Origin of the sequence: Streptomyces araujoniae, assembly GCF_050871195.1 — a bacterium.
Classification (GTDB): domain Bacteria; phylum Actinomycetota; class Actinomycetes; order Streptomycetales; family Streptomycetaceae; genus Streptomyces; species Streptomyces bacillaris.
Map to the genome: position 1 here is coordinate 1,510,647 of NZ_CP194070.1, position 26,061 is coordinate 1,536,707.

General features: G+C 71.9%; 21 protein-coding genes. 6 read left to right on the forward strand and 15 right to left on the reverse strand.

The window, feature by feature from the left end:
- Window positions 1–6 precede the first annotated feature (6 nt).
- The 7 genes from gap to ACQ9ZG_RS06475 form a co-directional block, all read right to left on the reverse strand.
- Window positions 7–1,017, reverse strand: coding sequence for a type I glyceraldehyde-3-phosphate dehydrogenase (gap, locus tag ACQ9ZG_RS06445; protein WP_019762859.1), 1,011 nt, complete (start codon window positions 1,015–1,017; stop codon window positions 7–9).
- Window positions 1,018–1,256: 239 nt separating this feature from the next.
- The gene (gene whiA, locus ACQ9ZG_RS06450) at window positions 1,257–2,246 is read right to left on the reverse strand and encodes a DNA-binding protein WhiA (protein WP_026237545.1); all 990 of its coding nucleotides are present in this window, start codon (window positions 2,244–2,246) and stop codon (window positions 1,257–1,259) included.
- Window positions 2,237–3,271, reverse strand: coding sequence for a gluconeogenesis factor YvcK family protein (locus ACQ9ZG_RS06455; protein WP_028419300.1), 1,035 nt, complete (start codon window positions 3,269–3,271; stop codon window positions 2,237–2,239). The genes whiA and ACQ9ZG_RS06455 overlap by 10 nt, the downstream gene beginning before the upstream one ends.
- Entirely contained in the window at window positions 3,268–4,287 is a 1,020-nt protein-coding gene (gene rapZ, locus ACQ9ZG_RS06460; RefSeq protein WP_258311947.1) for an RNase adapter RapZ, read from the reverse strand. Before rapZ ends, ACQ9ZG_RS06455 begins: the two co-directional genes overlap by 4 nt.
- Window positions 4,284–6,437, reverse strand: coding sequence for an excinuclease ABC subunit UvrC (gene uvrC, locus ACQ9ZG_RS06465; protein ID WP_499280089.1), 2,154 nt, complete (start codon window positions 6,435–6,437; stop codon window positions 4,284–4,286). The genes rapZ and uvrC overlap by 4 nt, the downstream gene beginning before the upstream one ends.
- Before the next feature lie 100 nt (window positions 6,438–6,537).
- Entirely contained in the window at window positions 6,538–7,470 is a 933-nt protein-coding gene (locus ACQ9ZG_RS06470; protein WP_499280090.1) for a hypothetical protein, read from the reverse strand.
- Between the two features lie 4 nt (window positions 7,471–7,474).
- Complete coding sequence (locus tag ACQ9ZG_RS06475; protein ID WP_084996133.1) at window positions 7,475–8,086, reverse strand: papain-like cysteine protease family protein; 612 nt, start codon at window positions 8,084–8,086, stop codon at window positions 7,475–7,477.
- A gap of 227 nt (window positions 8,087–8,313) precedes the next feature.
- Here ACQ9ZG_RS06475 and ACQ9ZG_RS06480 point away from each other — a divergent pair, with 227 nt between their 5' ends.
- Window positions 8,314–9,240, forward strand: coding sequence for a hypothetical protein (locus tag ACQ9ZG_RS06480; protein ID WP_109914549.1), 927 nt, complete (start codon window positions 8,314–8,316; stop codon window positions 9,238–9,240).
- 195 nt (window positions 9,241–9,435) lie between these two features.
- Here ACQ9ZG_RS06480 and ACQ9ZG_RS06485 read toward each other — a convergent pair whose 3' ends face one another.
- Together ACQ9ZG_RS06485 and uvrA are read right to left on the reverse strand one after the other, a co-directional pair.
- Window positions 9,436–9,864, reverse strand: coding sequence for a Rieske (2Fe-2S) protein (locus ACQ9ZG_RS06485; RefSeq protein WP_018488106.1), 429 nt, complete (start codon window positions 9,862–9,864; stop codon window positions 9,436–9,438).
- Between the two features lie 235 nt (window positions 9,865–10,099).
- Window positions 10,100–13,126, reverse strand: coding sequence for an excinuclease ABC subunit UvrA (gene uvrA, locus ACQ9ZG_RS06490; RefSeq protein ID WP_109915455.1), 3,027 nt, complete (start codon window positions 13,124–13,126; stop codon window positions 10,100–10,102).
- Window positions 13,127–13,302: 176 nt separating this feature from the next.
- Between uvrA and ACQ9ZG_RS06495 the strand changes: the two genes are divergently transcribed.
- The gene (locus tag ACQ9ZG_RS06495) at window positions 13,303–13,992 is read left to right on the forward strand and encodes a maleylpyruvate isomerase family mycothiol-dependent enzyme (protein WP_109915456.1); all 690 of its coding nucleotides are present in this window, start codon (window positions 13,303–13,305) and stop codon (window positions 13,990–13,992) included.
- A 53-nt stretch (window positions 13,993–14,045) separates the two neighbouring features.
- Window positions 14,046–14,702, forward strand: a complete 657-nt coding sequence (locus ACQ9ZG_RS06500; RefSeq protein ID WP_109915457.1) for an MBL fold metallo-hydrolase — start codon at window positions 14,046–14,048, stop codon at window positions 14,700–14,702.
- Between the two features lie 186 nt (window positions 14,703–14,888).
- On the opposite strand, the gene ACQ9ZG_RS06505 is transcribed toward ACQ9ZG_RS06500, so the two are convergent.
- The 5 genes from ACQ9ZG_RS06505 to ACQ9ZG_RS06525 form a co-directional block, all read right to left on the reverse strand.
- Entirely contained in the window at window positions 14,889–15,908 is a 1,020-nt protein-coding gene (locus ACQ9ZG_RS06505; protein ID WP_084996128.1) for a TerC family protein, read from the reverse strand.
- A gap of 243 nt (window positions 15,909–16,151) precedes the next feature.
- Window positions 16,152–18,257, reverse strand: coding sequence for a TerD family protein (locus ACQ9ZG_RS06510; protein WP_499281576.1), 2,106 nt, complete (start codon window positions 18,255–18,257; stop codon window positions 16,152–16,154).
- A gap of 115 nt (window positions 18,258–18,372) precedes the next feature.
- Window positions 18,373–18,951, reverse strand: a complete 579-nt coding sequence (locus tag ACQ9ZG_RS06515; protein ID WP_026237542.1) for a TerD family protein — start codon at window positions 18,949–18,951, stop codon at window positions 18,373–18,375.
- Between the two features lie 216 nt (window positions 18,952–19,167).
- Window positions 19,168–21,315 (reverse strand): excinuclease ABC subunit UvrB, encoded by a 2,148-nt coding sequence (uvrB, locus tag ACQ9ZG_RS06520; RefSeq protein WP_028419289.1) that lies wholly within the window; start codon window positions 21,313–21,315, stop codon window positions 19,168–19,170.
- A gap of 110 nt (window positions 21,316–21,425) precedes the next feature.
- Window positions 21,426–22,106 carry an MHYT domain-containing protein gene (locus ACQ9ZG_RS06525; protein ID WP_084996125.1) on the reverse strand — a complete coding sequence of 227 codons (681 nt, stop codon included), beginning with the start codon at window positions 22,104–22,106 and terminating at the stop codon, window positions 21,426–21,428.
- A 192-nt stretch (window positions 22,107–22,298) separates the two neighbouring features.
- Here ACQ9ZG_RS06525 and ACQ9ZG_RS06530 point away from each other — a divergent pair, with 192 nt between their 5' ends.
- The 3 genes from ACQ9ZG_RS06530 (at window position 22,299) to ACQ9ZG_RS06540 (ending at window position 25,446) form a co-directional block, all read left to right on the forward strand.
- Entirely contained in the window at window positions 22,299–23,210 is a 912-nt protein-coding gene (locus ACQ9ZG_RS06530; protein ID WP_499280092.1) for a glycerophosphodiester phosphodiesterase, read from the forward strand.
- 160 nt (window positions 23,211–23,370) lie between these two features.
- Window positions 23,371–23,928 (forward strand): methylated-DNA--[protein]-cysteine S-methyltransferase, encoded by a 558-nt coding sequence (locus ACQ9ZG_RS06535; RefSeq protein ID WP_109916215.1) that lies wholly within the window; start codon window positions 23,371–23,373, stop codon window positions 23,926–23,928.
- A gap of 306 nt (window positions 23,929–24,234) precedes the next feature.
- Window positions 24,235–25,446, forward strand: coding sequence for an MFS transporter (locus ACQ9ZG_RS06540; protein WP_239008997.1), 1,212 nt, complete (start codon window positions 24,235–24,237; stop codon window positions 25,444–25,446).
- A gap of 171 nt (window positions 25,447–25,617) precedes the next feature.
- Here the strand turns inward: ACQ9ZG_RS06540 and ACQ9ZG_RS06545 are convergent, their stop codons facing one another.
- Complete coding sequence (locus ACQ9ZG_RS06545) at window positions 25,618–25,980, reverse strand: cupin domain-containing protein (protein WP_018488094.1); 363 nt, start codon at window positions 25,978–25,980, stop codon at window positions 25,618–25,620.
- Between the last annotated feature and the right edge of the window lie 81 nt (window positions 25,981–26,061).

Consider the following 26,061-nt stretch of genomic DNA (forward strand, 5'->3'; position numbering starts at 1 on the left):
CGGGGATCAGAGCTGGTTGCCGACGAAGACCGTGAGGTCGACGAGGCGGTTGGAGTAACCCCACTCGTTGTCGTACCAGCCGAGGATCTTCACCGTGTTCCCCTCCTGGACCATGGTCAGGGAGGAGTCGAAGGTGCAGGACGACGGGTCGCCGACGATGTCCGAGGAGACGATCGGGTCCTCGGTGTACGTCAGGAAGCCCTTGAGGGCGCCGTCGTCGGAGGCCTTCTTGAACGCGGCGTTGACCTCGTCCTTGGTGACCTCGCGGTCCAGGGTGACGACGAGGTCGGTGGCGGAACCGGTCGGGACCGGGACGCGCATGGCGATGCCGTCGAGCTTGCCCTTGAGCTGCGGGAGGACCAGGGCGGTGGCCTTGGCGGCACCCGTCGTGGTCGGAATGATGTTCTCGGCGGCGGCGCGGGCGCGACGCAGGTCCGAGTGCGGGAAGTCCAGGATGCGCTGGTCGTTGGTGTACGCGTGGACCGTCGTCATCAGACCCTTGACGATGCCGAAGTTCTCGTCGAGGACCTTGGCCATCGGCGCCACGCAGTTGGTGGTGCAGGAGGCGTTGGAGATGACGTGGTGGCTGGCCGCGTCGTACTTGTCCTGGTTGACGCCCATGACGATGGTGATGTCCTCGTCCTTGGCCGGAGCCGAGATGAGGACCTTCTTGGCGCCACCGGCGATGTGCTTCTCGGCGTCGGCCTTCTTGGTGAAGATGCCGGTCGACTCGATGACGATGTCGACGCCCAGCTCACCCCAGGGGATGTCGGCCGGGTTGCGCTCGGAGAGCACCTTGATCGTGTGACCATCGACGGTGATGGTGTCGGCGGTGTGGCTGACCTCTGCCTTGAGACGACCCAGGATGGTGTCGTACTTCAGCAGGTGGGCCGTGGTCGCAGTGTCACCCAGGTCGTTGACAGCCACGATCTCGATGTCCGCACCCTGCTCGAGCAGCGCGCGGAAGTAGTTGCGACCGATGCGGCCGAAGCCGTTGATGCCTACGCGGATCGTCACGAACCGATCTCCTCGTATAGGTACGCCGGTTTCTGAAGCCGACGAGGTGTATAGGGATGTCCCCGACCGCTATCGACCCTACCTCTCCGAGGCCCCTGGGGTGACATCGAGAGGGCCCGTACACGCCACGGGAAAACGACGGGAGGCCCGTACTCCCCAGTAGGGTGCACGGGCCTCCGGACGCGCCGGGACCAACGTCCCGGCGCGGCCCGGGACGTTGGTCCCGGGCCGGCGGCGGCTCAGCCGACCAGACCGTCCGCCATCTCCTCGCTGAGCGTCGCCTCGGTGCCGGGGATGCCGAGATCCTGGGCGCGCTTGTCGGCCATGGCGAGCAGGCGGCGGATCCGCCCGGCCACGGCGTCCTTGGTGAGCGGCGGGTCGGCCAGTGCGCCCAGCTCCTCCAGCGACGCCTGCTTGTGCTCCATGCGGAGCCGGCCGGCCGCCGCGAGGTGCTCGGGGACCTCCTCGCCGAGGATCTCCAGCGCGCGCCCGACCCGGGCACCGGCGGCGACGGCCGCGCGGGCCGAGCGGCGCAGGTTGGCGTCGTCGAAGTTGGCCAGCCGGTTGGCCGTGGCGCGGACCTCGCGCCGCATCCGGCGCTCCTCCCAGGCCAGCACCGACTCATGGGCGCCCAGCCGGGTGAGCAGGGCGCCGATGGCGTCGCCGTCGCGGACGACGACCCGGTCCACCCCGCGCACCTCACGGGCCTTGGCGGCGATGGAGAGCCTGCGCGCCGCGCCGACCAGGGCGAGGGCGGCCTCCGGTCCGGGGCAGGTGACCTCCAGCGAGGAGGAGCGGCCGGGCTCGGTGAGCGAGCCGTGTGCCAGGAACGCCCCGCGCCAGGCGGCCTCGGCGTCGCAGGTGGCCCCCGAGACCACCTGCGGCGGCAGCCCGCGGATGGGGCGGCCGCGGCCGTCCACCAGGCCGGTCTGGCGGGCCAGCTGGTCGCCGCCCGCCACCACCCGTACGACGTAGCGCGAGCCGCGCCGCAGCCCGCCGGGGGCCATCACGATCAGCTCCGAGCTGTGCCCGAAGATTTCGAGGATGTCGCGCTTGAGCCGGCGCGCCGCCATCGCGGTGTCCAGCTCGGCCTCGATCACAATGCGGCCGCTCACCAGGTGCAGCCCGCCCGCGAACCGAAGAATCGCCGAGACCTCTGCTTTCCTGCAGCAGGTCCGGGTGACGGGAAGCCGAGAGATTTCGTCCTTCACCGCTGGCGTCATCGCCATGGGCCGATCCTTCCATGCATCCGAAAAATACGGTCGTACGCGGCGGCCAACAGCTCCTGATCATGGACCGGAACGCCGTCGGGCGATGCCACCGGCGCCAGCTCGACCGCGGCCCCGAGCCGCTGGGCGGCGTCGTCGAGCGATGCACGGTCGGGCACGGCTGCCTCGTCGGCCAGCACCACGTCCAAGGCGAGTTTAGGGGCGTGTCGTCCCAAAACCTCCAAATGACGCTGCGGTGAGAACCCCTCGGTTTCACCGGGCTGTGGTGCGAGATTCAACGACAGGACCTTGCGGGCCTTGGTGGTGACCAGTGCGTCGAGCAGTTCCGGCACCAGGAGGTGCGGGATCACCGAGGAGAACCAGGAGCCGGGGCCGAGGACCACCCAGTCGGCGTCCAGGACGGCGGCGACCGCTTCCGGGACGGCCGGCGGGTCGGGCGGGACGACGTGCACCGACTGCACCTCGCCCGGGGTGAGCGCCACGGTCGCCTGGCCGCGCACGGTGACGATCGCGTCGGGCAGCTCGGGGTCGTGGCCCTTGACCAGCGCCTGGAGCTCCAGCGGCACGGCGGACATGGGCAGCACCCGGCCGTGCGCGCCGAGCAGCCTGCCGACCAGGTCGAGCGCCTGGACGTGGTCGCCGAGCTGTTCCCAGAGGGCCACGATCAGCAGGTTGCCGACCGCGTGGCCGTGCAGGTCGCCCTGGGACTCGAAGCGGTGCTGGACCACCCGGGACCAGGTGCGGCCCCAGTCGTCGTCGCCGCAGAGCGCGGCGAGCGCCTTGCGCAGGTCGCCGGGGGGCAGCACGCCCAGCTCCTCGCGCAGCCGGCCGCTGGAGCCGCCGTCGTCCGCGACGGTGACCACGGCCGTGAGGTCGCCGGTGATCCGGCGCAGCGCCGCCAGGGACGCCGAGAGGCCCATGCCGCCGCCGAGCGCGACGACCTTGGGCTGCCCGCCGCGTCTGCGGCCGGAGAGCGCCGCGCCGGCGCGGCTCAGCCGGCGCATCCGCAGATTGCGACCGGTCACTCGCGCCCCATGTCCCGGTGGACGAGGACGGTCTCGATTCCTTCGGCGGCCAGGCGGGCCGAGAGCTTCTCCGACATGGCGACGGAGCGGTGCTTGCCGCCCGTGCAGCCCACGGCGATGGTCACGTACCGCTTGCCCTCGCGGCGGTAACCGGCGGCGATCAGCTGGAGCAGCTCCGTGTACTGGTTGAGGAACTCCTTGGCGCCCGGCTGGTCGAAGACGTAGCCGGAGACCTCCTCGTTGAGGCCGGTGAAGGGGCGCAGCTCGGGGACCCAGTGCGGGTTGGGCAGGAAGCGGCAGTCGACGACGAGGTCGGCGTCGACGGGCAGGCCGTACTTGTAGCCGAAGGACATCACCGTGGCGCGCAGCTCCGGCTCGGACTCGCCCGCGAACTGGGCGTCCATCTTGGCCCGCAGCTCGTGCACGTTGAGGCTGGAGGTGTCGATGACCAGGTCGGCGTCGCCGCGCAGCTCGCGCAGCAGGTCGCGCTCGGCGGCGATGCCGTCGACGATGCGGCCGTCGCCCTGGAGGGGGTGCGGGCGGCGGACCGACTCGAAGCGGCGGACCAGGGCGTCGTCGGAGGACTCCAGGAAGACGATCCTCCGCGTGACGTGCTTGGCCTCCAGGTCGGCGAGGGATTCGCGCAGGTTGTCGAAGAAGCGGCGGCCGCGCACGTCGACGACGACGGCGATCCGCGCCACGTTCCCCTGGGAGCGGGCGCCCAGCTCCACCATGGTGGGGATCAGCGCGGGCGGCAGGTTGTCGACGACGAACCAGCCGAGGTCCTCCAGACACTTGGCGGCGGTGCTGCGGCCGGCGCCGGACATGCCGGAGATGATCACCAGCTCGGGGATGGCCGGCACCGCTGCCTCGCCCGTCTCGGTCGTGGTGTTCGTACTCACGTCTGCTCCGTCTGCTCGGTCTGTTCGTTCGTGCTGCTGATGCTGCTGGTGGCCGGGGTCGCCGGGGCGCGTGGTGGCGTCCTGGCGGGCGGCCCGGCCGGTGGGTCCGGTCATGACGTGCCCCCGTCGTCCTCTTCTTCCATGATCTCTCCTGTGGCCGTGTTCACGGCAGGGGCCGCGGGAGCGGCGGCGGCGAGGGCGGCCGCCACCGATTCGGCCGTCCGGCGCCCTATCCCGGGGACCTGGCAGATCTCCTCGATTGTCGCCCGCCGGAGCTTCTTCACCGAGCCGAAATGCTTGATCAGCGCCTGTTTGCGGGTCTCGCCGAGCCCGGCCACATCGTCGAGGGGGCTGGAGCGGATGCGCTTGGCCCGCTTGGAGCGCTGGTAGGTGATGGCGAAGCGGTGGGCCTCGTCGCGGACGCGCTGGAGGAGGTAGAGGCCCTCGCTGGAGCGCGGCAGGACGACGGGGTCGTCGTCATCGGGCAGCCAGACCTCTTCGAGGCGCTTGGCCAGGCCGCAGACGGCGATGTCGTCGATGCCCAGCTCGTCCAGGGCGCGCCGGGCGGCGGCGACCTGCGGCTGTCCGCCGTCGACCACGACGAGCTGCGGCGGATAGGCGAACCGCTTGGGCCGGCCGTCGTCCTCGCGACCGTCGCTCTCGCGGGGGTCGGTGTCGTCGGTCGGCGGCGGGGCGCCCTGCGTCGGGGCCTGGGCACCCTGCGGGGTGTCCGGGAGCGAGGGGGCCCGGGTGGGGGCCGGGGCCTGGACGCCCTCCTGGCCGGGGCCGGGCGGCGGGGGGAGCTGTCCGGGGTGCGGGGCCTCCCCGGAGACCGGCGGGGTCTGCTCCCACTCGCCCGTCCGCTCCTTCTCCTGGAGATAGCGCTTGAAGCGGCGGCCGATCACCTCGTGCATCGAGCGGACGTCGTCCTGGCCCTCGAAGCCCTTGATCTGGAAGCGGCGGTACTCGCTCTTGCGGGCGAGGCCGTCCTCGAAGACCACCATGGAGGCCACCACGTCGTCGCCCTGGAGATGGGAGATGTCGTAGCACTCGATGCGCAGCGGGGCGGCGTCCAGACCGAGCGCCTCCGCGATCTCCTCCAGCGCCCGGGAGCGGGTGGTCAGGTCGGAGGCGCGCTTGGTCTTGTGCAGGCCGAGCGCCTGCTGGGCGTTGCGCTGGACCGTCGCCATCAGGTCCTTCTTGTCGCCGCGCTGCGGGATGCGCAGGCTGACCTGGGCGCCCCGGCGCTCGGCGAGCCACTGGGAGACCGCCGCGGTGTCCTCGGGCAGGGCGGGGACCAGCACCTCCTTGGGGACGGCGTCCCCGCGCTCCTCCCCGTACAGCTGCTGGAGGGCGTGCTCGACGAGGCCGGCGGTGTCGACCGCCTCGACCTTGTCGGTGACCCAGCCGCGCTGGCCGCGGACCCGGCCGCCGCGCACGTGGAAGATCTGGAGGGCGGCCTCCAGCTCGTCCTCCGCGACGGCGATCAGATCGGCGTCGGTGGCGTCCGCGAGGACGACGGCGCTCTTCTCCATGGCCCGCTTGAGGGCCCCGGCGTCGTCCCGGAGGCGGGCGGCGCGCTCGTACTCCATCTCCTCGGCCGCCTGCATCATGTCCTTCTCCAGGCGGCGGATGTAGGTGCCCGTGCGCCCGGCCATGAAGTCGCAGAAGTCCTCGGCCAGCTCCCGGTGTTCCTCGGGGGTGACCCGGCCGACGCAGGGGGCCGAGCACTTGTCGATGTACCCCAGCAGGCAGGGGCGGCCGGTGCGGGCGGCGTTCTTGAAGACCCCGGCGGAGCAGGTGCGGACGGGGAAGACCCGGAGCATCAGGTCGACCGTCTCGCGGATCGCCCAGGCGTGCCCGTACGGACCGAAGTAGCGCACGCCCTTCTTCTTGGCGCCGCGCATCACCTGGACGCGGGGGAACTCCTCGTTCAGCGTGACGGCGAGATAGGGATAGCTCTTGTCGTCCCGGTACTTGACGTTGAACCGGGGGTCGAACTCCTTGATCCAGGTGTACTCCAGCTGGAGCGCCTCGACCTCGGTGGAGACGACCGTCCACTCGACGGAGGCGGCGGTCGTCACCATGGTGCGCGTACGCGGGTGGAGATGGGCCAGGTCCTGGAAGTAGTTGGCGACGCGCTGGCGGAGGTTCTTGGCCTTCCCGACGTAGATCACCCGGCGGTGCTCGTCGCGGAACTTGTAGACCCCCGGGGAGTCGGGGATCTGCCCCGGGCTGGGGCGGTAGCTGGAGGGGTCTGCCATGCCTCCCACCCTACTTGCGGGGTGTGACAGTGCGTCGTCCTCCGGGTGACCGGTGCGCTCCGGGGTGCCGGGGGGCCGTGGCGGCCCCGGAGCGCTTCGCTCAGGCGTCCGGCGCGGGGCTGCGCCGGGTGCGGATCCGGTGGCGTACGGCGGTGGCGCCGCCGAGGGCCAGGGCGAGCAGGGCCCCGGCCCCGGCCATCGTGGAGACGGTGGTCAGGGCGGTGTCCGGAGTGCCGGTGCCCGCCGCGTCGGCGAGCGCGGGGCCGGGAGCCGCGGCCCGGTCGCCGAGGGCGGCTTGCGGCTCCTGGACGCCGGGGCCGGGGGCCGGGGCCCGTCCGGTGTCCGCGCCCGCCGCCTCGGGGCCGTAGCCCCCCGCCTTGCCGGACTTGGCGTAGCCGGAGCCGGGCAGCTTGTCGCCGTAGGCCTCCTTCACCCGGGCCCGGTAGGCGTCGAGCGTGATCCCACCGGCCCCCACGGCCGTCCTCGCGTCCTGGTCCAGCGGCAGGACCCGGGAGGCGTCGTGGACGTACCAGGCGTCGATCTGCGGTTCGCGGAAGACCGTGCCGCCGGGGAGCGCGCGGGCCCCCTGGGCGGTGTAGCGGGCCTCGTCGTCACCGGTGGCGATGTTCACCACCTGCCACGTCCCGCTCCCGCCGGCCCCGGGGACGGTCCACAGGGAGGCCTTCTGCCCGTCGGAGGAGACGGCGGTGGCGGCGAGGTAGTCCAGGGTGCTCGGCGCGGCGCCCGGCTTCCCGGCGACGAACGCGGCCGAGAGGGTCCTTACGGGAACGGCCCCCGCCTCGATGCGCGGTGCGGCGGCCGTACGGGCCACCGCCCCCTCGCGGGCGAAGAACCGGGACAGGGTGTCCAGGGTGGCCGGTGCGGAGGCCGCCTCGTGGGCCGCTTCGAGCGTGGCGGCGGTCAGCTTCGGCGGGGCGGGGGGTCCGTCGGCGGAGGCCACGGGTGCGGCGGCGAGCAGGGCGGTGGCGGCGAGTGCGGTGGCGACGGCGAGGCGCCGGGTGGTCGCGGTCATGTCCTCACGCCCCGATCCGGTAGAGCGAGTGGGTCCAGGAGAACTGGTTGTTGTTCACGTACCAGGAGTGGGAGGCCCAGTTGTAGCGGTCGCTGGAGGGCCACGGGTCGCCCCAGTAGACCCAGCTGTTGGCGTCGTCGTACCCGTAGACGACGTGCATGTGCCCGCCGCCGGACGACCACTGGATGCGGGTCTCGATGGGCCGCCGGGCGTTGATCTCGCTCTGCACGGTCGCGTAGCGCAGCCAGCCGGTGACGTAGCTGCCGGGCCGGACGCCGGTCCAGGAGAGTCCGGTCTGGACGTTGCCGAGGGTGGCCTGCGAGTTGGGGCACTCGGTGTTCTGGTTCCGGTTGAAGGCGGCGTTGCAGAACTGGTTCTGGGAGTAGCTGCGGCCGAACCAGGCGGCGATGGTGTTGCCGCCGGCCGCCCAGCACCAGTTGCTCTTCTGCTGGGCCTGCATGGTGATGTCGAGGCGCTGGGCGGCGGCGACGGAGGCCCCGCCGTCCCGGGCGGCGGGCTCTGCGGCCGTGGCGGTGGCCGCGGGGACGGCGAGGAGGGCGGCGGCCAGGAGGGCGGTGAACGAGAGCCTTCGGGGCCGGATTCTCGGGTTGCGCATGGCGTTCCTCCCAATGCGGGGGGCGGGGATCGGAGGAGCGCGTCCGGACGCTGATGAGAAGGATCGATCGTTGTCCGGAACAGGTCAACACGCTTCAATACGGAGTGACATCACGGTGTGAACGGCGCGACGCCCGTGTGAACGGCGCAGCCCTGTCACCTGCTCCCCCGCATCGCCCGGGGGCGGTGTCCCCTCTCCCCCACGTGAACGTTCACCGGAGGCGCCCTGTGCGGCAGACCGAGAGAGAACTGGCCCGCATCCTGCACACCGGCCCCTTCCATCTGGCCCTGCGCACCGCCCTCTCGGTGCGCGGGCTCCCCCTCCACCGGGTGCAGCACCATCTGGCCCACCGGGGCGTCAAGCTCGGGGTGACCAGCCTGAGTTACTGGCAGCAGGGCGTACGCCGGCCCCGCCGCCCGGAGTCCCTGCGGGCCGTGCGCGCGCTGGAGGAGGTGCTGGCGCTGCCGGACGACTCGCTGCTGCGGCTGCTGCGGGACGGTGGGCCGGGCGCGGAGGCGGAGCGTCCGGCGGCCCGCCCGTACCGCTCGCTGCTGGAGTCCTCCGGCGCGGTGGAACGGCTGCTGGCGGCGATGGAGTCACCGGTGGACGGCGGGCTGCACACGGTGGACCACCAGGAGCGGGTGCGGATCGGGGCCCGGCGGGAGCTGGCGGGCCGCACCTCGCTCCATCTCGTACGCGCCCACCGGGACGGCGTCGACCGCTATCTGGCCGTCCACCGCGGGGATCCGGGGTGCGACCCGTCGCGGATCGCGGTGCGGGCCGGGGAGAACTGCCGGACCGGGCGGGTGCGCTGGGACGCGGGGGCGGGGGTGCTGGTGGCGGAGCTGCTCTTCGACACCCGGCTGCGGTCGGGCGAGACGTACCTCTTCGGCTACGGCTTCGAGGACGGTACGGGAGGGCCCAGCGACGAGTACGTACGGGGCTTCACCTTCGGCGGTGGGCAGTACGTGCTCCAGGTCGGCTTCGACGAGGCCGCGCTGCCGGTGCGGTGCCGCCGGTTCGAGCAGTCCTCGGCGGGGGCGGCCCGCGCGGCCCGCCGGGACCTCACGCTGACGGGTCTCCACCGCACCGTGCACGTGGTCGAGGAGGACGTACGGCGGGGGCTCGTCGGCATCGACTGGGACTGGGACTGACGGCCGCCGGGCGGGGCCCCGTCCGCGGGGTCGCCCCGCCGCGTGCGGCGAGGCCGGGCCGCCGGACCGTGAGCCGTACGGAGGCGGCCTCGGATGTGCGGGCCGGGCGTGAGGTGTCAGAGCCCAGCGGGAGGCCCGGACGTGCGGGCCGGGCGGGGGCTCAGCCGTCGGCCGGGGCTGCCGGGCCGTGAGGTGTCAGGCGTCCGGGCCCGCGACGAGCTGTCCGCCCTCGGCCGTGACCGGGACGGCGGGCAGCGGCACGGTGGCCGGGCCCTGGAGGACCTCGCCGGTGGTCGCGTCGAACCGGCTGCCGTGGCAGGCGCAGTGGCCCTCGGTGCCCTCGATCTTGGTCAGGACGCAGCCGCCGTGGGTGCACTGGGCGCTGAACGCCTTGTACTCGCCCTTGGCCGGGCAGCTGACGACGAGCCGCTGTTCGCGGTAGAGCTTGGCACCGCCGACGGGCACCTCGGAGGCCGCACCGAGCGCGACGGGGGCGGTGGGCGTGGGCTCCTTGGCGTGACCGAGCTTGGACTCGGTCGAGCAGGCGGCGGCCCCCAGCCCGGCGGCACCGGCGAGCGCGGCGCCCTTCAGCACGGTACGACGGGCGGCGGGCAGGCCGGGCATGCGGACTCCACGGATCGTTGTTCGGGGTGGGGCGGGAGGGTGCGGGTGGTGCGGGTGTCTCCGGCCGGGCAGGGAGGCGACGGACGAGAGCCGTGGCCGCCCGTTCCCCGCCGGTGACGGAACCGACGATACCGGCGGGGAACGGACGGCCTGCGGCCGGGCCCGGTCACCGCCGGACCGCCGCTCGAAGACGACGGTGGCCCCTTCCTGGGCGGGAGGGGCCACCGTCACCGGCTCACGCCTTGCGGGGGCGCGTCGCCTTCTTCGCGGTGGCCTTGGTCGCCGCGGCCTTCTTGGTGGCGGTGGCGGCGGTGGCGGCCTTCTTCGGCGCCGCCGTCTTCTTCGCCGCGGTGGTCTTCCGGGCGGCGGTCCTACGGGCCGCGCCACGCCCCGACGGCACCGCGGCCTCGCTGATCCGGTCCGCGTCCAGGATCCCCTGGAGGAACTTCCCGGTGTGGCTGGCGGGGACCGAGGCGACCTGCTCCGGCGTGCCCTCGGCCACGACCATGCCGCCGCCGTTCCCGCCTTCGGGGCCCATGTCGATGACCCAGTCGGCGGTCTTGATGACGTCCAGGTTGTGCTCGATGACGATCACCGAGTTGCCCTTGTCGACCAGGCCGGAGAGGACGGTGATCAGCTTGCTGATGTCCTCGAAGTGGAGACCGGTGGTCGGCTCGTCCAGGACGTAGACCGTGCGGCCGGTGGAGCGCTTCTGCAGCTCGCTCGCCAGCTTGACGCGCTGCGCCTCACCGCCGGAGAGCGTCGGCGCGGACTGGCCGAGCCGGACGTACCCCAGACCCACGTCGTTGAGCGTGCGGAGGTGGCGGGCGATGGCCGGGACGGCCTCGAAGAACTCCAGACCCTCCTCGATCGGCATGTCCAGCACCTCGGCGATGGACTTGCCCTTGTAGTGCACCTCCAGGGTCTCCCGGTTGTAGCGCGCACCGTGGCAGACCTCGCACGGGACGTACACGTCGGGCAGGAAGTTCATCTCGATCTTGATCGTGCCGTCGCCGGAGCAGTTCTCGCAGCGGCCGCCCTTGACGTTGAAGGAGAAGCGGCCCGGCAGATAGCCGCGCACCTTCGCCTCCATCGTCTCCGCGAAGAGCTTGCGGACGTGGTCGAAGACCCCGGTGTACGTCGCCGGGTTGGACCGGGGGGTCCGGCCGATCGGGGACTGGTCGACGTGGACCACCTTGTCGACCAGGTCGTCGCCGTCGACCCGGGTGTGGCGCCCGGGAACCGACTTGGCGCCGTTCAGCTCGCGGGCCAGGTGGGTGTAGAGGATGTCGTTGACCAGGGTCGACTTCCCGGAGCCGGAGACTCCGGTGACGGCGGTGAGCACGCCGAGCGGGAAGGAGACGTCGATGTCGTGCAGGTTGTTCTCGCGGGCGCCGTAGACCGTGAGGCTGCGCTCGGGGTCGACCGGGCGGCGGACGTCCGGGGTCGGGATGGACCGCTTGCCGGACAGATACTGGCCGGTGACCGACTCCTTGTTGGAGAGCAGCTCCTTGAGCGATCCGGAGTGGACGACCTTGCCGCCGTGCTCACCGGCGCCGGGGCCGATGTCGACGACCCAGTCGGCCACCTTGATGGTGTCCTCGTCGTGCTCGACGACGATGAGCGTGTTGCCCATGTCGCGGAGGCGGACCAGGGTCTCGATCAGCCGGTGGTTGTCGCGCTGGTGGAGGCCGATGGACGGCTCGTCCAGGACGTACAGCACGCCGACCAGGCCGGAGCCGATCTGGGTGGCGAGCCGGATGCGCTGGGCCTCGCCGCCGGAGAGGGTGCCGGCCGCGCGGTTGAGCGAGAGGTAGTCCAGGCCGACGTCGACCAGGAACTTCAGCCGCTCGTTGACCTCCTTGAGCACCCGCTCGGCGATCTTCTTGTCGCGGGCGTTCAGCTTGAGGCGGCCGAGGAACTCGGCGCACTCGCTGATCGACATCGCGGAGACCTCGGCGATGGACTTCTCCATGACCGTCACCGCGAGGACGATCGGCTTGAGCCGGGAGCCCTCACAGGTGGGGCAGGGCACCTCGCGCATGTAGCCCTCGAAGCGCTCGCGGCTGGAGTCGCTTTCGGCCTCGGTGTGGCGCCGCTTGACGAACTGGACCGCGCCCTCGAAGGCGGGCGTGGTGTAGGCGCGCTCGCGCCCGTACCGGTTGCGGTAGCGGACCTCGGTCTGGATCTTGTGGCCGTACAGCAGGGCCTTCTTGGCGCGCTGCGGCAGTCCGGCCCAGGGGATGTCCGTGCGGAAGCCGAGGGCCTTGGCGAGGGCGCCGATCAGCCGGCCGAAGTACTCCTTGGTGTGGCCGTGGGACCAGGGGTGGATCGCCCCTTCGTCCAGCGACTTCTCCTCGTCCGGGACGATCAGCTCCGGGTCGACCTCCATCCGCGTACCGATGCCCGTGCAGTCGGGGCAGGCGCCGAAGGGCGAGTTGAAGGAGAAGGAGCGCGGCTCCAGCTCCTCGAAGGAGAGGTCGTCGTAGGCGCAGTAGAGGTGCTCCGAATACATCCGCTCGCGCTCGGGGTCGTCCTCGGGGAGGTCGACGAAGTCGAGGACGACCATGCCGCCGGAGAGGCCGAGCGCGGTCTCCACCGAGTCGGTGAGGCGGCGCTTGGCGCTGTCCTTGACGGTGAGGCGGTCGACGACCACCTCGATGGTGTGCTTCTCCTGCTTCTTGAGCGTGGGCGGCTCGGAGAGCTGGATGGTGGTGCCGTCGACCCGGGCGCGGCTGTACCCCTTGGTCTGGAGGTCGGCGAAGAGGTCGACGAACTCGCCCTTGCGCTCGCGGACGAGCGGCGAGAGGACCTGGAAGCGGCTGCCCTCGGGCAGGCCGAGGACCTTGTCCACGATGGCCTGCGGCGACTGGCGGGCGATGGGGCGGCCGCACTCGGGGCAGTGCGGCTTGCCGATCCGGGCGAAGAGCAGGCGGAGGTAGTCGTAGACCTCCGTGATGGTGCCGACCGTCGAGCGCGGGTTGCGCGAGGTCGACTTCTGGTCGATGGAGACGGCCGGGGAGAGACCCTCGATGAAATCGACGTCCGGCTTGTCCATCTGGCCGAGGAACTGCCGGGCGTACGAGGAGAGGGACTCCACGTAGCGCCGCTGGCCCTCGGCGAAGATCGTGTCGAACGCGAGGGACGACTTGCCCGACCCGGAGAGCCCGGTGAAGACGATGAGGGAGTCACGGGGGAGATCGAGCGAGACGTTCTTCAGGTTGTGCTCGCGCGCGCCACGGACGATGAGACGGTCGGCCACGCCGGTCCGCACCTTTCTGGAGAGAGACGGGGGAACTGAGCCCCCGGTCCAGGGTATGGGGGGCGCCACAGCGGTGGGGAAGCTTTGTCTCCTCCGAGCGTATAGCACGCACATTCGATTTACGGTCGCCCTGAGGCACCTTCACCCGAACGAGTGGCGGAGCTAGGCTCGGCCGCATGATGGATCATGCGCATGACCTGGGAGCTGTACGCGAGGCGACCGATCGGCTGCTCGGTGAAGTGGGTCAATGGGACGAGGCCGCCCTCGCCGAGCCGTCGCGGCTGCCCGGATGGAGCCGGGGCCATGTTCTGGCCCACCTGTCACGTAACGCCGACGCGCTCGGAAATGTTCTCCGGGGGCTGCCGATGTACGCGAGCAGCGAAATGCGGGACGCCGACATCGCCTCCGGAGCCACCCGCTCCCCGGCCGAGCAGCTGGCCGACCTCCGGGCGAGCGCGGACGGCTTCCAGGCGGTGGCCGCCGAACCGGCCGACTGGTCCCGTACGGTCACTCTGCGCAACGGTGTGACGGATTCCGCGTCCCGGGTCCCCTTCCGCCGGCTGATCGAGGTGGAGATCCACCACGTCGACCTGGACGCCGGATACGAGCTGGAGGACCTGTCGGCGGACTTCACCGGGCGGGAGATCGTCTTCCTCACCGACCGCTTCAGCGGGCACCCGGACGTCCCCGCCACCACGGTGACCGCCGAGGACGGCCGGACCTGGACCACGGGCGGCGGTGCGGAGGGCCCGGCCGTGTCGGTACGGGGCACGGCGGCCGATCTCCTGGGCTGGCTGGCCGGCCGGCGTGACGGCTCCGCCCTGGCCGTCGGCGGAGGCCCGCTGCCGGCGCTGCCTCCGCTGTAGCGGCTGTCCGGACTCCGTCCCCGCCGTACGTCACACGGATTAGGGTGAGCCGTATGACGTACAGCGGAGCGGTGAAGGTCGGCGGACCGGCGAGCGTGCACGAACTGACGGATCTGATGATCTCCAAGGTCGCCGTCGGCGCGATGAACAACAACGCCTATCTGCTGCGCTGCCGGGCCACCGGCGAGCAGCTCCTGATCGACGCGGCGGCCGAGCCCGCCACCCTGCTGGCGCTGATCGGTGACGACTCCATCGCCTCCGTCGTCACCACCCACCGGCACGGCGACCACTGGCAGGCGCTGGCCGAGGTGGTGGCGGCCACCGGGGCCCGGACGTACGCCGGCCGGTACGACGCCGAGGGCATCCCCGTCGCCACGGACGTGCCCGTGGAGGACGGGGAAACGATCACGGTGGGCCGGGTCGAGCTGACCGCCCGCCACCTGGTCGGCCACACGCCCGGCTCCATCGCGCTGGTCTACGACGACCCGCACGGGGCCCCGCACCTGTTCACCGGGGACTGCCTCTTCCCCGGCGGGGTCGGCAACACGCACGAGGACCCCGAGGCGTTCGCGAGCCTGCTGCACGACGTCGAGACCAAGCTGTTCGAGCGCCTGCCGGACGAGACCTGGGTCTACCCGGGCCACGGCGACGACACGACCCTCGGCGACGAGCGTCCGCACCTGCCGGAGTGGCGGGCGCGCGGCTGGTAGCCGACGGAATCCCCGTACTGCGGTCCGCGTCGGACCCGACGCCACCGTTGTCCGTGCGTTCCTCGCGGATCTCCGACGACAGGCCTCCGACGGCGCGCACGCACAGCGGCCGGGGCGGACGGCCTGCGCCGTTCCAGCCCCGGCCGCTGCCGGTGAGGTCCCTGTGCCGCCGCGGGCGGCCCGGGGTCAGCTGCTGACGCTCTCCGGCTGCTCGTCGGTCGCGTCGGCGCTCTTCGCCTTGGCCGCCGCCTCGGCCTCGGCCGCCTCCTGCTTCTTGTTGGCGATCAGGCTGGTGATCGTGGTGACCACCAGGACGCCGCAGATGACGGTGAGGGAGAACGGGATGGAGATCTCGGGCACGTGCACCCCGGACTCGTGCAGGGCGTGCAGCACCAGCTTGACGCCGATGAAGCCGAGGATCACCGACAGGCCGTAGCTGAGGTGGACCAGCTTCTTCAGCAGACCGCCGATGAGGAAGTACAGCTGGCGCAGGCCCATCAGCGCGAACGCGTTGGCCGTGAAGACGATGTACGGGTCCTGGGTCAGGCCGAAGATCGCCGGGATCGAGTCCAGCGCGAACAGGACGTCGGTGGTGCCGATGGCGAGCATGACCACCATCAGCGGGGTCATGACGCGCTTGCCGTGCTTCTGGATGAAGAGCTTCGTGCCGTGGTACTGGTCGGCGACCCCGAAGCGCTTCTCGATCGACCTGAGGAGACGATTCTCCTCGAACTCCTCTTCCTCCTCGCCGGCCCGCGCCTCCTGGATGAGCTTCCAGGCGGTGTAGATCAGGAACGCGCCGAAGATGTAGAACACCCACGAGAAGTTCGCGATCACGGCGGCACCGGCCGCGATGAAGACCGCCCGGAGCACCAGGGCGATCAGCACACCGATGAGCAGCACCCGCTGCTGGAGGTGCGAGGGCACCGAGAACTTCGCCATGATCAGGACGAAGACGAAGAGGTTGTCGACGCTCAGCGACTTCTCGGTGATGAATCCGGCGAAGAACTCGCCGGAGGCCTGGCCGTTGCCGAACACCAGCAGGCCGAGGCCGAAGAACACGGCCAGCGCGATCCAGACGATCGTCCAGATCCCGGCTTCCTTGGTCGACACGTCATGGGGCTTGCGCCCGATGAAGAAGTCGACGGCGATCAGGGCGGAGAGACCGATGATGGTCACAGCCCAAAGAGTCCATGAAACGTCCACTGCGCCTCCGGCAGTTCGCTACGGCTACTGATCAGCGTCGTCGCTGCCGGAGGTCTCTTCCACCCTGGCGGCATGGGCTGCGCGCCGGGCCGACGCCCCGGGACCGGTCACGGTCCGTACTGACGGGACGTCGCGTAAGGAGTACTCCCCTCCGTGGACCGAACAGTACAGGCATCGCCAAGCAAAGGTAAAGAAAATAGTAAAGAGTTAGTAAAATATGCAGGTCAGGATGGTGTGGGGAGATCAGCGGCCGGCGGCTCTGCGGGCCGTCGTGACCGCCGCGAGGACCTGTTCCAGGACGCGGCTGCCCGGAGGCACCACCGGCGGTTCATAGGTCCACGCGTGACCGACCCAGGGATCCGCGAGGTGGTTGTCCGCGACCGGGGTGATCCGCAGCAGCGAACGCCACAGCGGGTCCAGCACCGGTCCGTACGCATTCGCATCTTCGCGGTCCGCCACCATCAGCAGATGGACACCGACCGCCGGGCCCTCGTCGGCGAGGTAGCGGAGCTGGGTGACGGCCCGGTCGTCGAAGCCGTGCGGGAAGTCGTTGACGACCAGGAGCTGCTCGCCGGTGTCCAGGTCGGGCGGGAGCGAGTCGGCCGCACCGGCCCGGACCGCCATCTGCACCAGGTCCACCCGGCGGGTCAGGTGGGCCAGGACGGAGGCCACCCCCTGCGCCCCGGCGGCCGGGGGCCCGGCGAGGACGCCCGCGTCGACCAGCGGCGCGAGCGGGCCCGCCGCCGCGCCCGCCGGGTCGATGACATGCACCGAGAACTCACCGGGCGGATAGACCGAGAGCAGCCGGGCCGCGTGCAGGACCGCGGTCTCCATCGCCTGGCGGCGGAGCCGGTCGCCGTCCATGAGCGCGGCGGCCTCGGAACCCGTACGCCCGCTGTCCACCCACATCCCCCGCTCCAGCGGCAGCCGGACCAGCAGCGGGATGCGCAGGTCGGCGCGCTCGGGCAGATGGAGGTCGCCCAGGCGCAGGGCCATCGGCAGCTCCATCGGGATGCGGTGGGCGTGCCAGACGGGGTTGTCCCACCCGGCGTACGCGGCCGGGAGCGCGGGCTCGACGACGGAGGCCTCGGCGGCCAGCTGGCCGAGGTCCCGGTCCAGGGCCTCCCGGGCCCGGGCCGTCAGCTCGTCGCGCTTGGCACGGGCCTCCTCACGGGCCCGGTCGCCCGCGCCGCCGATCCGGTTGCGCGGGTCGGCGAGGGCTCGGTCCAGCTCCTGGCCCATCCGGGACTCGGCGAAGTCCACGGCGCTGCGGTAGGCGGCGACGGCGCGGGACAGGTCCTCGAACATGCCCCAGATCTGGTTGTAGAGCCGCTCGTCCATGGACCAGCCGGTGGCGTCCCCGGCCACCGGCTGCGGCGCCTGCCCGGGCTGCGCGGGCGCCGGGGTGGGCGGCGGCACCGGCGGGGCGGGCGGCGGACCGGGGCGGCGGGGGTGCGCGTAGCTGATGGGGCCGGCGGGGGCGTGGGGGGCCGTGGTGCCCGCGGTGGCAGGGGCGGGGACGCCTGGGGCGGGCGTGCCTGAGCCGGGTGGTGCGGTGGGGGTGCCCGGGGTGGGAGCGCCCGCGGTGGGTGTGGCGGGATCCGTCACAGGTTCCGCGCCGGGGACGGGGGCCGCGCCGTGGCCGGGGGCCGTACCGGGGCCGGGGCTCGTACCGGGGCCGGGGCCGGACGGCGTCGTGGGGGCGGATGAGGCCGGGGGCGGCGCGTGCGGGCCCGACGTCTGCCGTACCCGGTCGGCCTCGGCGGTGCGTGGCGGTGGCGGGGCGACCGAGCGGGCCAGGGAGTGGACGACCGCCTCCTGGATGGCGGCGGCCACCTCGGACGCGCCGGACAGGCCCTGGTCGGTGAGCATCCCGGCCAGCCCCGTCGCGTACCCCTGACCGACGGCGCGGACCTTCCAGGCGCCCTGACGGCGGTACAGCTCCAGGACGTTGACGGCGGTCTCGGCGTCCAGGCCGGTCAGTGTGAAGGTGGCGATCTCGGTGCCGTCGAGTCCGGTGACGGCGGCGAAGGGCGCGGCGGTGGCGCCGAACCTGGCCGGCCCTCCGGTGCCCACCGGGAGGGCGAGCAGCACGGTGACCCGGTGCACCGCCTCGGGCAGGGCCTCCAGGTCGACGGCGAGGCGGTGGCCGGCCGCGGCCTGCCGGGAGACCTCCAGGCCGGGGAGCCGGTGCGCGCCGGGGTGGGCGACCCACTCGGCGCCGCGTACCGTGCCGCTCTCGTCGGCGAGGGTGGCGCCGGCCACGACGGGTGAGCCCGCCGAGATCCGGATCTCCAGACGGGTCCGGGACAAGGTGTGGTTCTGCCCCCGGACCAGCTCGGCCGTCATTGCGCTGTCCCCCTCGACGATGTGTGGTGCGCCGGGCACCGAGCGGTGCAGCTCCCGGAGGCGGGTGCCTCCGGGAGCTGCGCGTTCCGGCGCCGGTCTGTTCGGTCCGCTGCGCCTACAGGTGCGGAAGGATGGACGGCATCAGGTCCTGGAACGTGCGGCCGTTGGCCGGGTTCCCGAGCGCGGTCATCTGCCATCCGCCGCCCGCGCGGTGGACCTTGGCCATGATCTGGGCGGTGTACTGGCCGCCGCCGTCCAGGGTGTACCGGGCCAGCTCCTGGCCGTTGGTCTCGTCGACGATGCGGCAGAAGGCGTTCTGGACCTCCTGGAACGTCTGTCCGGTGAAGGAGTTCACCGTGAAGACGATCTGGTCGATGTGGACCGGGACGCGCTGGAGGTCGACGAGGATCGCCTCGTCGTCGCCGCCGGAGCCGGCGCCGCCGACCAGGTTGTCGCCGGTGTGCTTGACCGAGCCGTCGTCGCTGACCAGGTGGCGGAAGAAGACGACATCGACCGGCTGCTTGTCGGCGAAGAGCACCGCCGAGGCGTCCAGGTCGATCTCCCGGGTGCGCGAGCCGAACAGACCGCGGCGCGGAGCCGCCTGCCAGCCGAGCCCCATCCGTACCGCGGTCAGGGTCCCCCCGTCGCTCTTCTGCAGGCTGATGGCCTGACCCTTGGTCATATTGACCGTCACGCGCTGTCCCCTCTCCGCATTGCCCCGCAACCGTCCGTGTGCGGTTTCCCCGCACCCTACGCAGTCCCCCCGGCGCGGCAGCAGGTTCGGTCCGTTTTTGTGTCGGTCTTGCAACACACCGGGCGGTCCACGGGCGCGCGGCGGTCGCCTCGCCCCCGGGAGGGCCGTCCGGTGGCCCGGGAGGGCCGTCCGGTGGCGTGCCCGGAGGGCCGGGCCTCAGGCGAGGCCCGCCTCCTTCATCTGGCGCAGCTCCTTCTTCAGTTCGCCCACCTCGTCGCGGAGCCGGGCAGCCACCTCGAACTGGAGGTCGGCGGCGGCGGCCCGCATCCGGTCGGTCATCTCCTCGATGATCCCGGCCAGTTCGGCCGCGGGACGGTCGCCGACCACCGCGCCGGCGGAGGCACCCTTGCCCTTGCCCTTGGCGCCCGCCTTGCCGCCGCCCTTGGCCGTCTGGGTGGAGAGCGCCGGGACCGGGGTCTTCGGCTCCTTGCCCTGGCGGTAACCGGTACCGAGGAGCTGCTCGGTGTCGATCTCCTCGCGGGCGATGGTCGCGACGATGTCGTTGATCTTCTTGCGCAGCGGCTGCGGGTCGATGCCGCGCTCGGTGTTGTAGGCGATCTGCTTCTCGCGGCGGCGGTTGGTCTCGTCGATGGCCTGCGCCATCGCCGGGGTGACCTTGTCCGCGTACATATGGACCTGGCCGGAGACGTTGCGCGCGGCGCGGCCGATGGTCTGGATGAGCGAGGTGCCGGAGCGCAGGAAGCCCTGTTTGTCGGCGTCGAGGATGGCCACGAGGGAGACCTCGGGGAGGTCGAGCCCCTCGCGGAGGAGGTTGATGCCGACCAGGACGTCGTACTCGCCGGAGCGCAGCTCGCGCAGCAGCTCGATGCGGCGCAGCGTGTCGACGTCGCTGTGGAGATAGCGGACCTGGATGCCGAGCTCCAGGAAGTAGTCGGTCAGGTCCTCGGCCATCTTCTTGGTGAGGGTGGTGACCAGGACCCGCTCGTCGCGCTCGGTGCGGGTGCGGATCTCGTGCACCAGGTCGTCGATCTGCCCCTCGGTGGGCTTGACGACGATCTCGGGGTCGACCAGGCCGGTGGGGCGGATGATCTGCTCGACGAACCCGTCGCCCCGCGACAGCTCGTACTTCCCCGGGGTGGCGGAGAGATAGACGGTCTGGTCGATCCGCTTCAGGAACTCCTCCCACTTCAGGGGGCGGTTGTCCATGGCGGACGGCAGCCGGAAGCCGTGGTCGACGAGGGTCCGCTTGCGGGAGGCGTCGCCCTCGTACATCGCGCCGATCTGCGGCACGGTGACGTGCGACTCGTCGAGGACGAGCAGGAAGTCCTCGGGGAAGTAGTCGAGGAGGGTGTTGGGGGCGGTGCCGGGGGCCCGCTCGTCGAAGTGCATCGAGTAGTTCTCGACGCCGGAGCAGCTGCCGATCTGGCGGAGCATCTCGATGTCGTACGTCGTCCGCATCCGGAGGCGCTGGGCCTCCAGCATCTTGCCCTGCTTCTCCAGCTCGGCCAGCCGCTCCTCCAGCTCCTGCTCGATGCCCCGGACGGCCCGCTCCAGCCTCTCGGGACCCGCGACGTAGTGGCTGGCGGGGAAGACGTGGACCACGGGGTCCTCGCTGATGACCTCGCCGGTGAGCGGGTGGAGGGTGGAGAGGGCCTCGATCTCGTCCCCGAACATCTCGATGCGGACGGCCAGCTCCTCGTAGACCGGAAAGATCTCGATGGTGTCGCCCCGGACCCGGAAGGTGCCGCGGGTGAAGGCGAGGTCGTTGCGCGCGTACTGCATCTCGACGAAGCGGCGCAGCAGCTGGTCGCGGTCGATCTCCTCGCCGACCTTGAGCTGGACCATCCGGTCCACGTACTCCTGGGGCGTGCCGAGGCCGTAGATGCAGGAGACGGAGGCGACCACGACGACATCGCGCCGGGTGAGCAGCGAGTTCGTGGCGGAGTGGCGCAGCCGCTCGACCTCCTCGTTGATGGAGGAGTCCTTCTCGATGTAGGTGTCCGACTGCGGGACGTACGCCTCGGGCTGGTAGTAGTCGTAGTACGAGACGAAGTACTCCACCGCGTTGTTCGGCAGGAGCTCGCGGAACTCGTTGGCCAGCTGGGCGGCGAGCGTCTTGTTCGGCGCCATGACCAGGGTGGGGCGCTGCAGCTTCTCGATCATCCAGGCGGTGGTCGCCGACTTGCCGGTGCCGGTCGCGCCGAGCAGGACCACATCCTTCTCACCTGCGCGGATACGCCGGTCCAGCTCGGCGATGGCCGCCGGCTGGTCGCCGCTGGGCTGGTAGGGACTGACGACCTCGAAGGGCGCCACCGAACGTTCGATCTTGGAAACGGGCCGCATGCAACCACCGTACGGCCCCCCACTGACAACGGCCTCGGATCCGCGCCACGCAGGCCCTCCGCCAGCGCCACGCGGGCCGTCCGGTGCCCCTTCGCGGGCGGCGGAGGCGGTCAGTCCGCCGGCGGGTCGGCGGAGACGACTGCGGGCGCACCGGGCTGCAGCTGTACACCCAGCGCGGCCATGCCGGTGTAGTGCATCCCGGTCACGGCGAGGGCCATCATGGCGCCCGCGCCCAGGCCGGAGAGGAGGGTGCGGGTGGAGAGCGCGGCCCGGAGGGCGGCGGTGGCGGCGGTGGCGGCGATCAGGACCGAGAGGACGACGAGGGGCGTCTCGTACGTGAAGTGCCCCTGGAAGCGGATTCCCGCCATTCCCAGATAGTGCGTGGAGGCGATACCGAGGCCGGTGAGGGCGCCGCCCGTGATCAGCGCCATGCGGGTGGCGCCCCGGTAGCCGACGACGAAGAGGCCGACGCCGGCCATCACGACGACCACGACCAGGCCGATGAGCACATGGGGCCGGTCGCGGGAGAGGGGCGCCTCCACGACGGTGAAGCCCGTGATGGCCACGTGGTGCATGATCCAGATGCCGAAGCCCACGGAGAGTGCGCCGAACAGCAGCCTGACGGTGCCGGAGGGGCGCCCCTTGCCTGCCGCCGGGGGATGCCCCGCACGTGCCGTACGGGGTGGCCTGATGGCGCAGCGGAGGCCCACGGCGGCCCCCAGACAGGCCACGAGGAAGGCCAGGGCCAGGATCACCGGTCCATGGGTGAATCCGTCGACCGTTCCCCGCACGCTGGCACACCCTTCCTGAAGGCCCGATTTCGAGAGGGTCCCCAGGGGACGGACTCGGCAGACAGATATTAGGACAAGCATTCTATAGTTGCGATACCTCTGACGTTCACGCTGCGGTCACCACCGCCGTACCCTGCGTTGGCAGGCCACCGCCACGCTTGTTGTGGCCCCCACCCGGTACGAGGAGTCGACGTGTCCGTCCGCACCACAACCGCCCTGGCCGCAGCTGCCGTCGTGCTCGGCACGGCCGCCGCGACCGTGTTCGGCGCCGGCGCCCTGCTGCCCGGCGCCCAGCCGCGGACGGCGGATGCCCGGACCCCGGAGCGGCCGGCGAGCCCCGTCGTCCTGGCCCACCGGGGCGCCTCCGGCTACGCGCCGGAGAATACGCTCGCCGCCGTCGACGCGGCGAAGGCGCTCGGCATCGACTGGGTGGAGAACGATGTCCAGCGCACCAAGGACGGCGTGCTGGTGGTGGTGCACGACACCGACCTGAAGCGCACGACGGACGTCGAGGAGGTCTTCCCCGACCGCGCGCCGTGGGCGGTCAAGGACTTCACCGCCGCCGAGATCGCTCAGCTGGACGCGGGCAGCTGGTTCGAGGAGCGGTTCGCGGAGACCCGGGTGCCGACGCTCACCCAGTTCCTGCACCGCCTGGACCGCAACCGGCAGAAGCTGCTCCTGGAGATCAAGAGCCCGGCCAGCTACCCCGGCATCGAGCGGGACATCCTGCGCGTGCTGCGCAAGGAGGGGTGGCTGGGCCCCTCGCACGTACGGAACCGGCTGGTCATACAGAGCTTCGGCGCCGACAGCATCAAGGAGGTGCACGCCTTGCGCCCCGATGTCACCACCGGCTTCCTGGGCACGCCCGAGGTGACCGACCTCCCCTCCTACGCGGCGTTCACCGACCAGATCAACCCCTCGTACACGACGATCGGCGCCGACTACGTGGCGGCCGTGCAGCGGCTCAAGGGCCCCCACGGCAAGCGGCTGCGGGTGAACACCTGGACGGTCGACAGCGCGGCGGACGCGGCGAAGGTCCACGCCTACGGCGTGGACGGCATCATCTCCAACTACCCCGACGTGGTACGCGACGCCACCCGCTGACCTCATCCGCCGACCGCCTCGCGGGGCGGCGGGGAGCCGGACGTCGCCGGTGGGCGGGGACGTCGTCGGCAGGCGGGCGTCGTCAGTGGGCGGGCGTCGTCTGTGGGCGACCGTTTCCAGTGGGCGGGCGTTGTCAGTGGGCGGTCGTACCGTGGACGGCATGAACAGCTACGGGCCCGGTGCGGAGCCGACCGTCGAATGGTGCGTCGTGGCGAGCGCCGTGGGACCGCTGCTGCTCGCCGCGACCCCCGCCGGTCTGGTCACGGTGGCCTTCCACGCCCGGCCTGACGTCCGGGACGCGGCGCTCTCCCGTCTGCGGACGCGGCTGGGCACGGAGCCGGTGGAAGCGCCCGGCTCGGCCCGGCTGACCGGGCCGATACGCAGCCTCGCGGCGTACTTCGCGGGAGAGCTGCGGGACTTCGGCCTGGCGCTGGACTGGTCGCTGACGGCAGGTTTCCCCCGCGAGGTGCTCCGCGAGCTGGCGTCCGGGGTGCCCTACGGGACGGTCGTCGGGTACGGGGAGCTGGCCGCCCGGGTCGGCCGACCGGAGGGGGCGCAGGCGGTGGGAGCCGCCATGGGGTCCAACCCGCTGCCCGTGGTGGTGCCCTGCCACCGGGTGGTGGAGAGCGGCGGTGGCCTCGGGGGGTTCGGCGGCGGGCTGGAGACGAAGCGGCACCTGCTGGCATTGGAAGGGGTGCTCCCGCAGCCGCTGTTCTAGCAGTCGCTTCCAGCCGTCGGTGTTCCAAGCCTCTGGTCCAGAGGGGTTCCAAGCCTCTGGATCCGGAGGAGCGCCGGTCCGGGACCTGTTCCTGGGAGCGTCGGCACTCGGCCTGTTCCAGGGGGTGCCGACTGTGAGTGTCTTCCGGAGGTGGCGATCCGGACGCTTCATCGGCCGGTTCACCCGTACGGGTGCAACACGCCGTTCGCGTAGTGGCACACTGCGCCGGTGACACCACTCCCCCGCTCCGTCGCCCCGCCCGTCACGGCGGCCGGGCTGCCCGCGCTCCAGCGCCGTACCTCTGCCGTGCTCGTCGTCAGTCAGATTCTCGGCGGCCTCGGTGTGGCCATCGGCATCGCCCTGGCTCCGATGCTGGCCACCGAGGTGACCGGCACCGAGGCCCTGTCCGGTCTGGCCCCGACCGCTTCCGTCGCCGGTACGGCGCTGCTGTCACTGCCGCTGGCCGCCCTGATGACCTCGCGCGGCCGGCGCCCCGGTCTGGTGCTCGCCTATCTGATCGGCGCGTTCGGCGGCGCCCTGGTGGTCCTCGGCACGGTGGTCCGCAGTTTCCCGCTGTTGCTGCTCGGGATGGCGGCGTTCGGCGCCGGGTCCTCCGCCAACCTCCAGGCCCGGTTCGCGGCGGCCGACCTCGTCGGGCCGGAGCGGCGGGGCCGGGCGATCTCCACCGTCGTCTGGGCCACCACGATCGGCTCGGTGGTCGGCCCCAACATCGCGGCCCCGGCGGGCCGGGTGTTCCGCGGCAGCCCGGTGCCCGAGACCGCGGGCCCCTACCTCTGGTCCGCGGTCGCCTTCCTGCTCGCCGGAGTGGTCGTGGCCGTGCTCCTGCGCCCCGACCCGCTGCTCACGGCGCGCGCCCTGGCCCCGCAGGGCCCTCAGGGGCGGCAGAAGCGGTCCCTGCGCGCCGGGGTCGCGGCGGTCCGCGCGTCGCCGATGGCCAAACTGGCCCTGGGGACCGTCACCGTGTCGCACACCGCGATGGTGTCGATCATGGTCATGACCCCGGTTCACCTGGGCGGGCACGGCGCCGGTCTCCAGCTGATCGGGCTGGTCATCAGCGGCCATATCGCGGGCATGTACGCGTTCTCGCCCGTGATGGGATGGCTGGCCGACCGGTTCGGCCGGCTCTCCGTGATCGGCCTGGCGGTCGGCCTGCTGAGCGGCGCCGCCCTGCTCGCGGGGACGGCGGGGCCCCGGCACGGCCAGACCGCCCTGGGGCTCTTCCTCCTCGGCCTCGGCTGGTCGGCGGGGATGATCGCCGGCTCGGCGCTGCTCACCGACTCCGTACCGCAGGAGGCACGGGCGGCCGTGCAGGGCCTGTCGGACCTGACCATGAACGCGGCCGCGGGCATCGGCGGGGCGACGGCCGGGGTGATCGTCGCCCAGTGGGGGTACGGCCCGCTGAACGCGATCGGCGCCGCCCTGCTCCTGCCGGTGGCCGCGCTCGCCCTGCGCCGGAGCCTGAAGGGGGCGGAGCGGCCGGGGGTGACCAAGGTGTGAGGGGGCCGAAGGAGCGAGGGCGCCCGCGCCCCTCGGGAGCCCTCGCACCGCGAACCTCGCAGGGATGGAGGCCTCGCAGGCATGGAAGCCCTCACACACATGGGAGACCTTGGAGGCCTTGGAGGCCTGAAGGCGTTGGAGGCGTTGAATGCCTCTGAGGTCCCGGAGGCCTCAGAGGCTGATGTGGTACGCCTTGCGAAGCGTCTCGTGGACCGTCCAGGTCGTCCGGTCGCCCTCGCGCAGCACGCAGGCGTCCCCCGGCCCGATCTCCAGGGTCGCGCCGCCCTCGACCGCCACGGTCGCCCGGCCGCTGACGACCACGAACAGCTCGTTCGCCTCGGTGTCGGTGACCACGCCCGGGGTGATCTGCCAGATCCCGCGCACCTGCTTGCCGTCGGCGGACTCCCACAGCACCTTGCCCGTCACCACGGGCTCGCCCGAAACGATCTGGGCCGGATCGAGGGGCTCCGGTTCGAGGTCGGCGTCCGGGATGTGTACGGCGAAGGAGGCGGGGGCCTGGTCGTTTGTCGTCATGGCCGGTCACCTTAGCGACCACTTCCGGCCGACCCGCCACCAGGACGGGCCGGAACCCGTCCCCCCGTGGTTTGCGGCCCT

Bases quoted from the DNA above. Each gene is read 5' to 3' on its own strand.
- whiA (WP_026237545.1), bottom strand. From the start codon at position 2,246: ATGGCGATGACGCCAGCGGTGAAGGACGAAATCTCTCGGCTTCCCGTC.
- rapZ (WP_258311947.1), bottom strand. From the start codon at position 4,287: ATGACCGGACCCACCGGCCGGGCCGCCCGCCAGGACGCCACCACGCGC.
- uvrC (WP_499280089.1), bottom strand. From the start codon at position 6,437: ATGGCAGACCCCTCCAGCTACCGCCCCAGCCCGGGGCAGATCCCCGAC.
- ACQ9ZG_RS06470 (WP_499280090.1), bottom strand. From the start codon at position 7,470: ATGACCGCGACCACCCGGCGCCTCGCCGTCGCCACCGCACTCGCCGCC.
- ACQ9ZG_RS06475 (WP_084996133.1), bottom strand. From the start codon at position 8,086: ATGCGCAACCCGAGAATCCGGCCCCGAAGGCTCTCGTTCACCGCCCTC.
- ACQ9ZG_RS06485 (WP_018488106.1), bottom strand. From the start codon at position 9,864: ATGCCCGGCCTGCCCGCCGCCCGTCGTACCGTGCTGAAGGGCGCCGCG.
- ACQ9ZG_RS06495 (WP_109915456.1), top strand. From the start codon at position 13,303: ATGATGGATCATGCGCATGACCTGGGAGCTGTACGCGAGGCGACCGAT.
- ACQ9ZG_RS06500 (WP_109915457.1), top strand. From the start codon at position 14,046: ATGACGTACAGCGGAGCGGTGAAGGTCGGCGGACCGGCGAGCGTGCAC.
- ACQ9ZG_RS06510 (WP_499281576.1), bottom strand. From the start codon at position 18,257: ATGACGGCCGAGCTGGTCCGGGGGCAGAACCACACCTTGTCCCGGACC.
- uvrB (WP_028419289.1), bottom strand. From the start codon at position 21,315: ATGCGGCCCGTTTCCAAGATCGAACGTTCGGTGGCGCCCTTCGAGGTC.
- ACQ9ZG_RS06535 (WP_109916215.1), top strand. From the start codon at position 23,371: ATGAACAGCTACGGGCCCGGTGCGGAGCCGACCGTCGAATGGTGCGTC.
- ACQ9ZG_RS06545 (WP_018488094.1), bottom strand. From the start codon at position 25,980: ATGACGACAAACGACCAGGCCCCCGCCTCCTTCGCCGTACACATCCCG.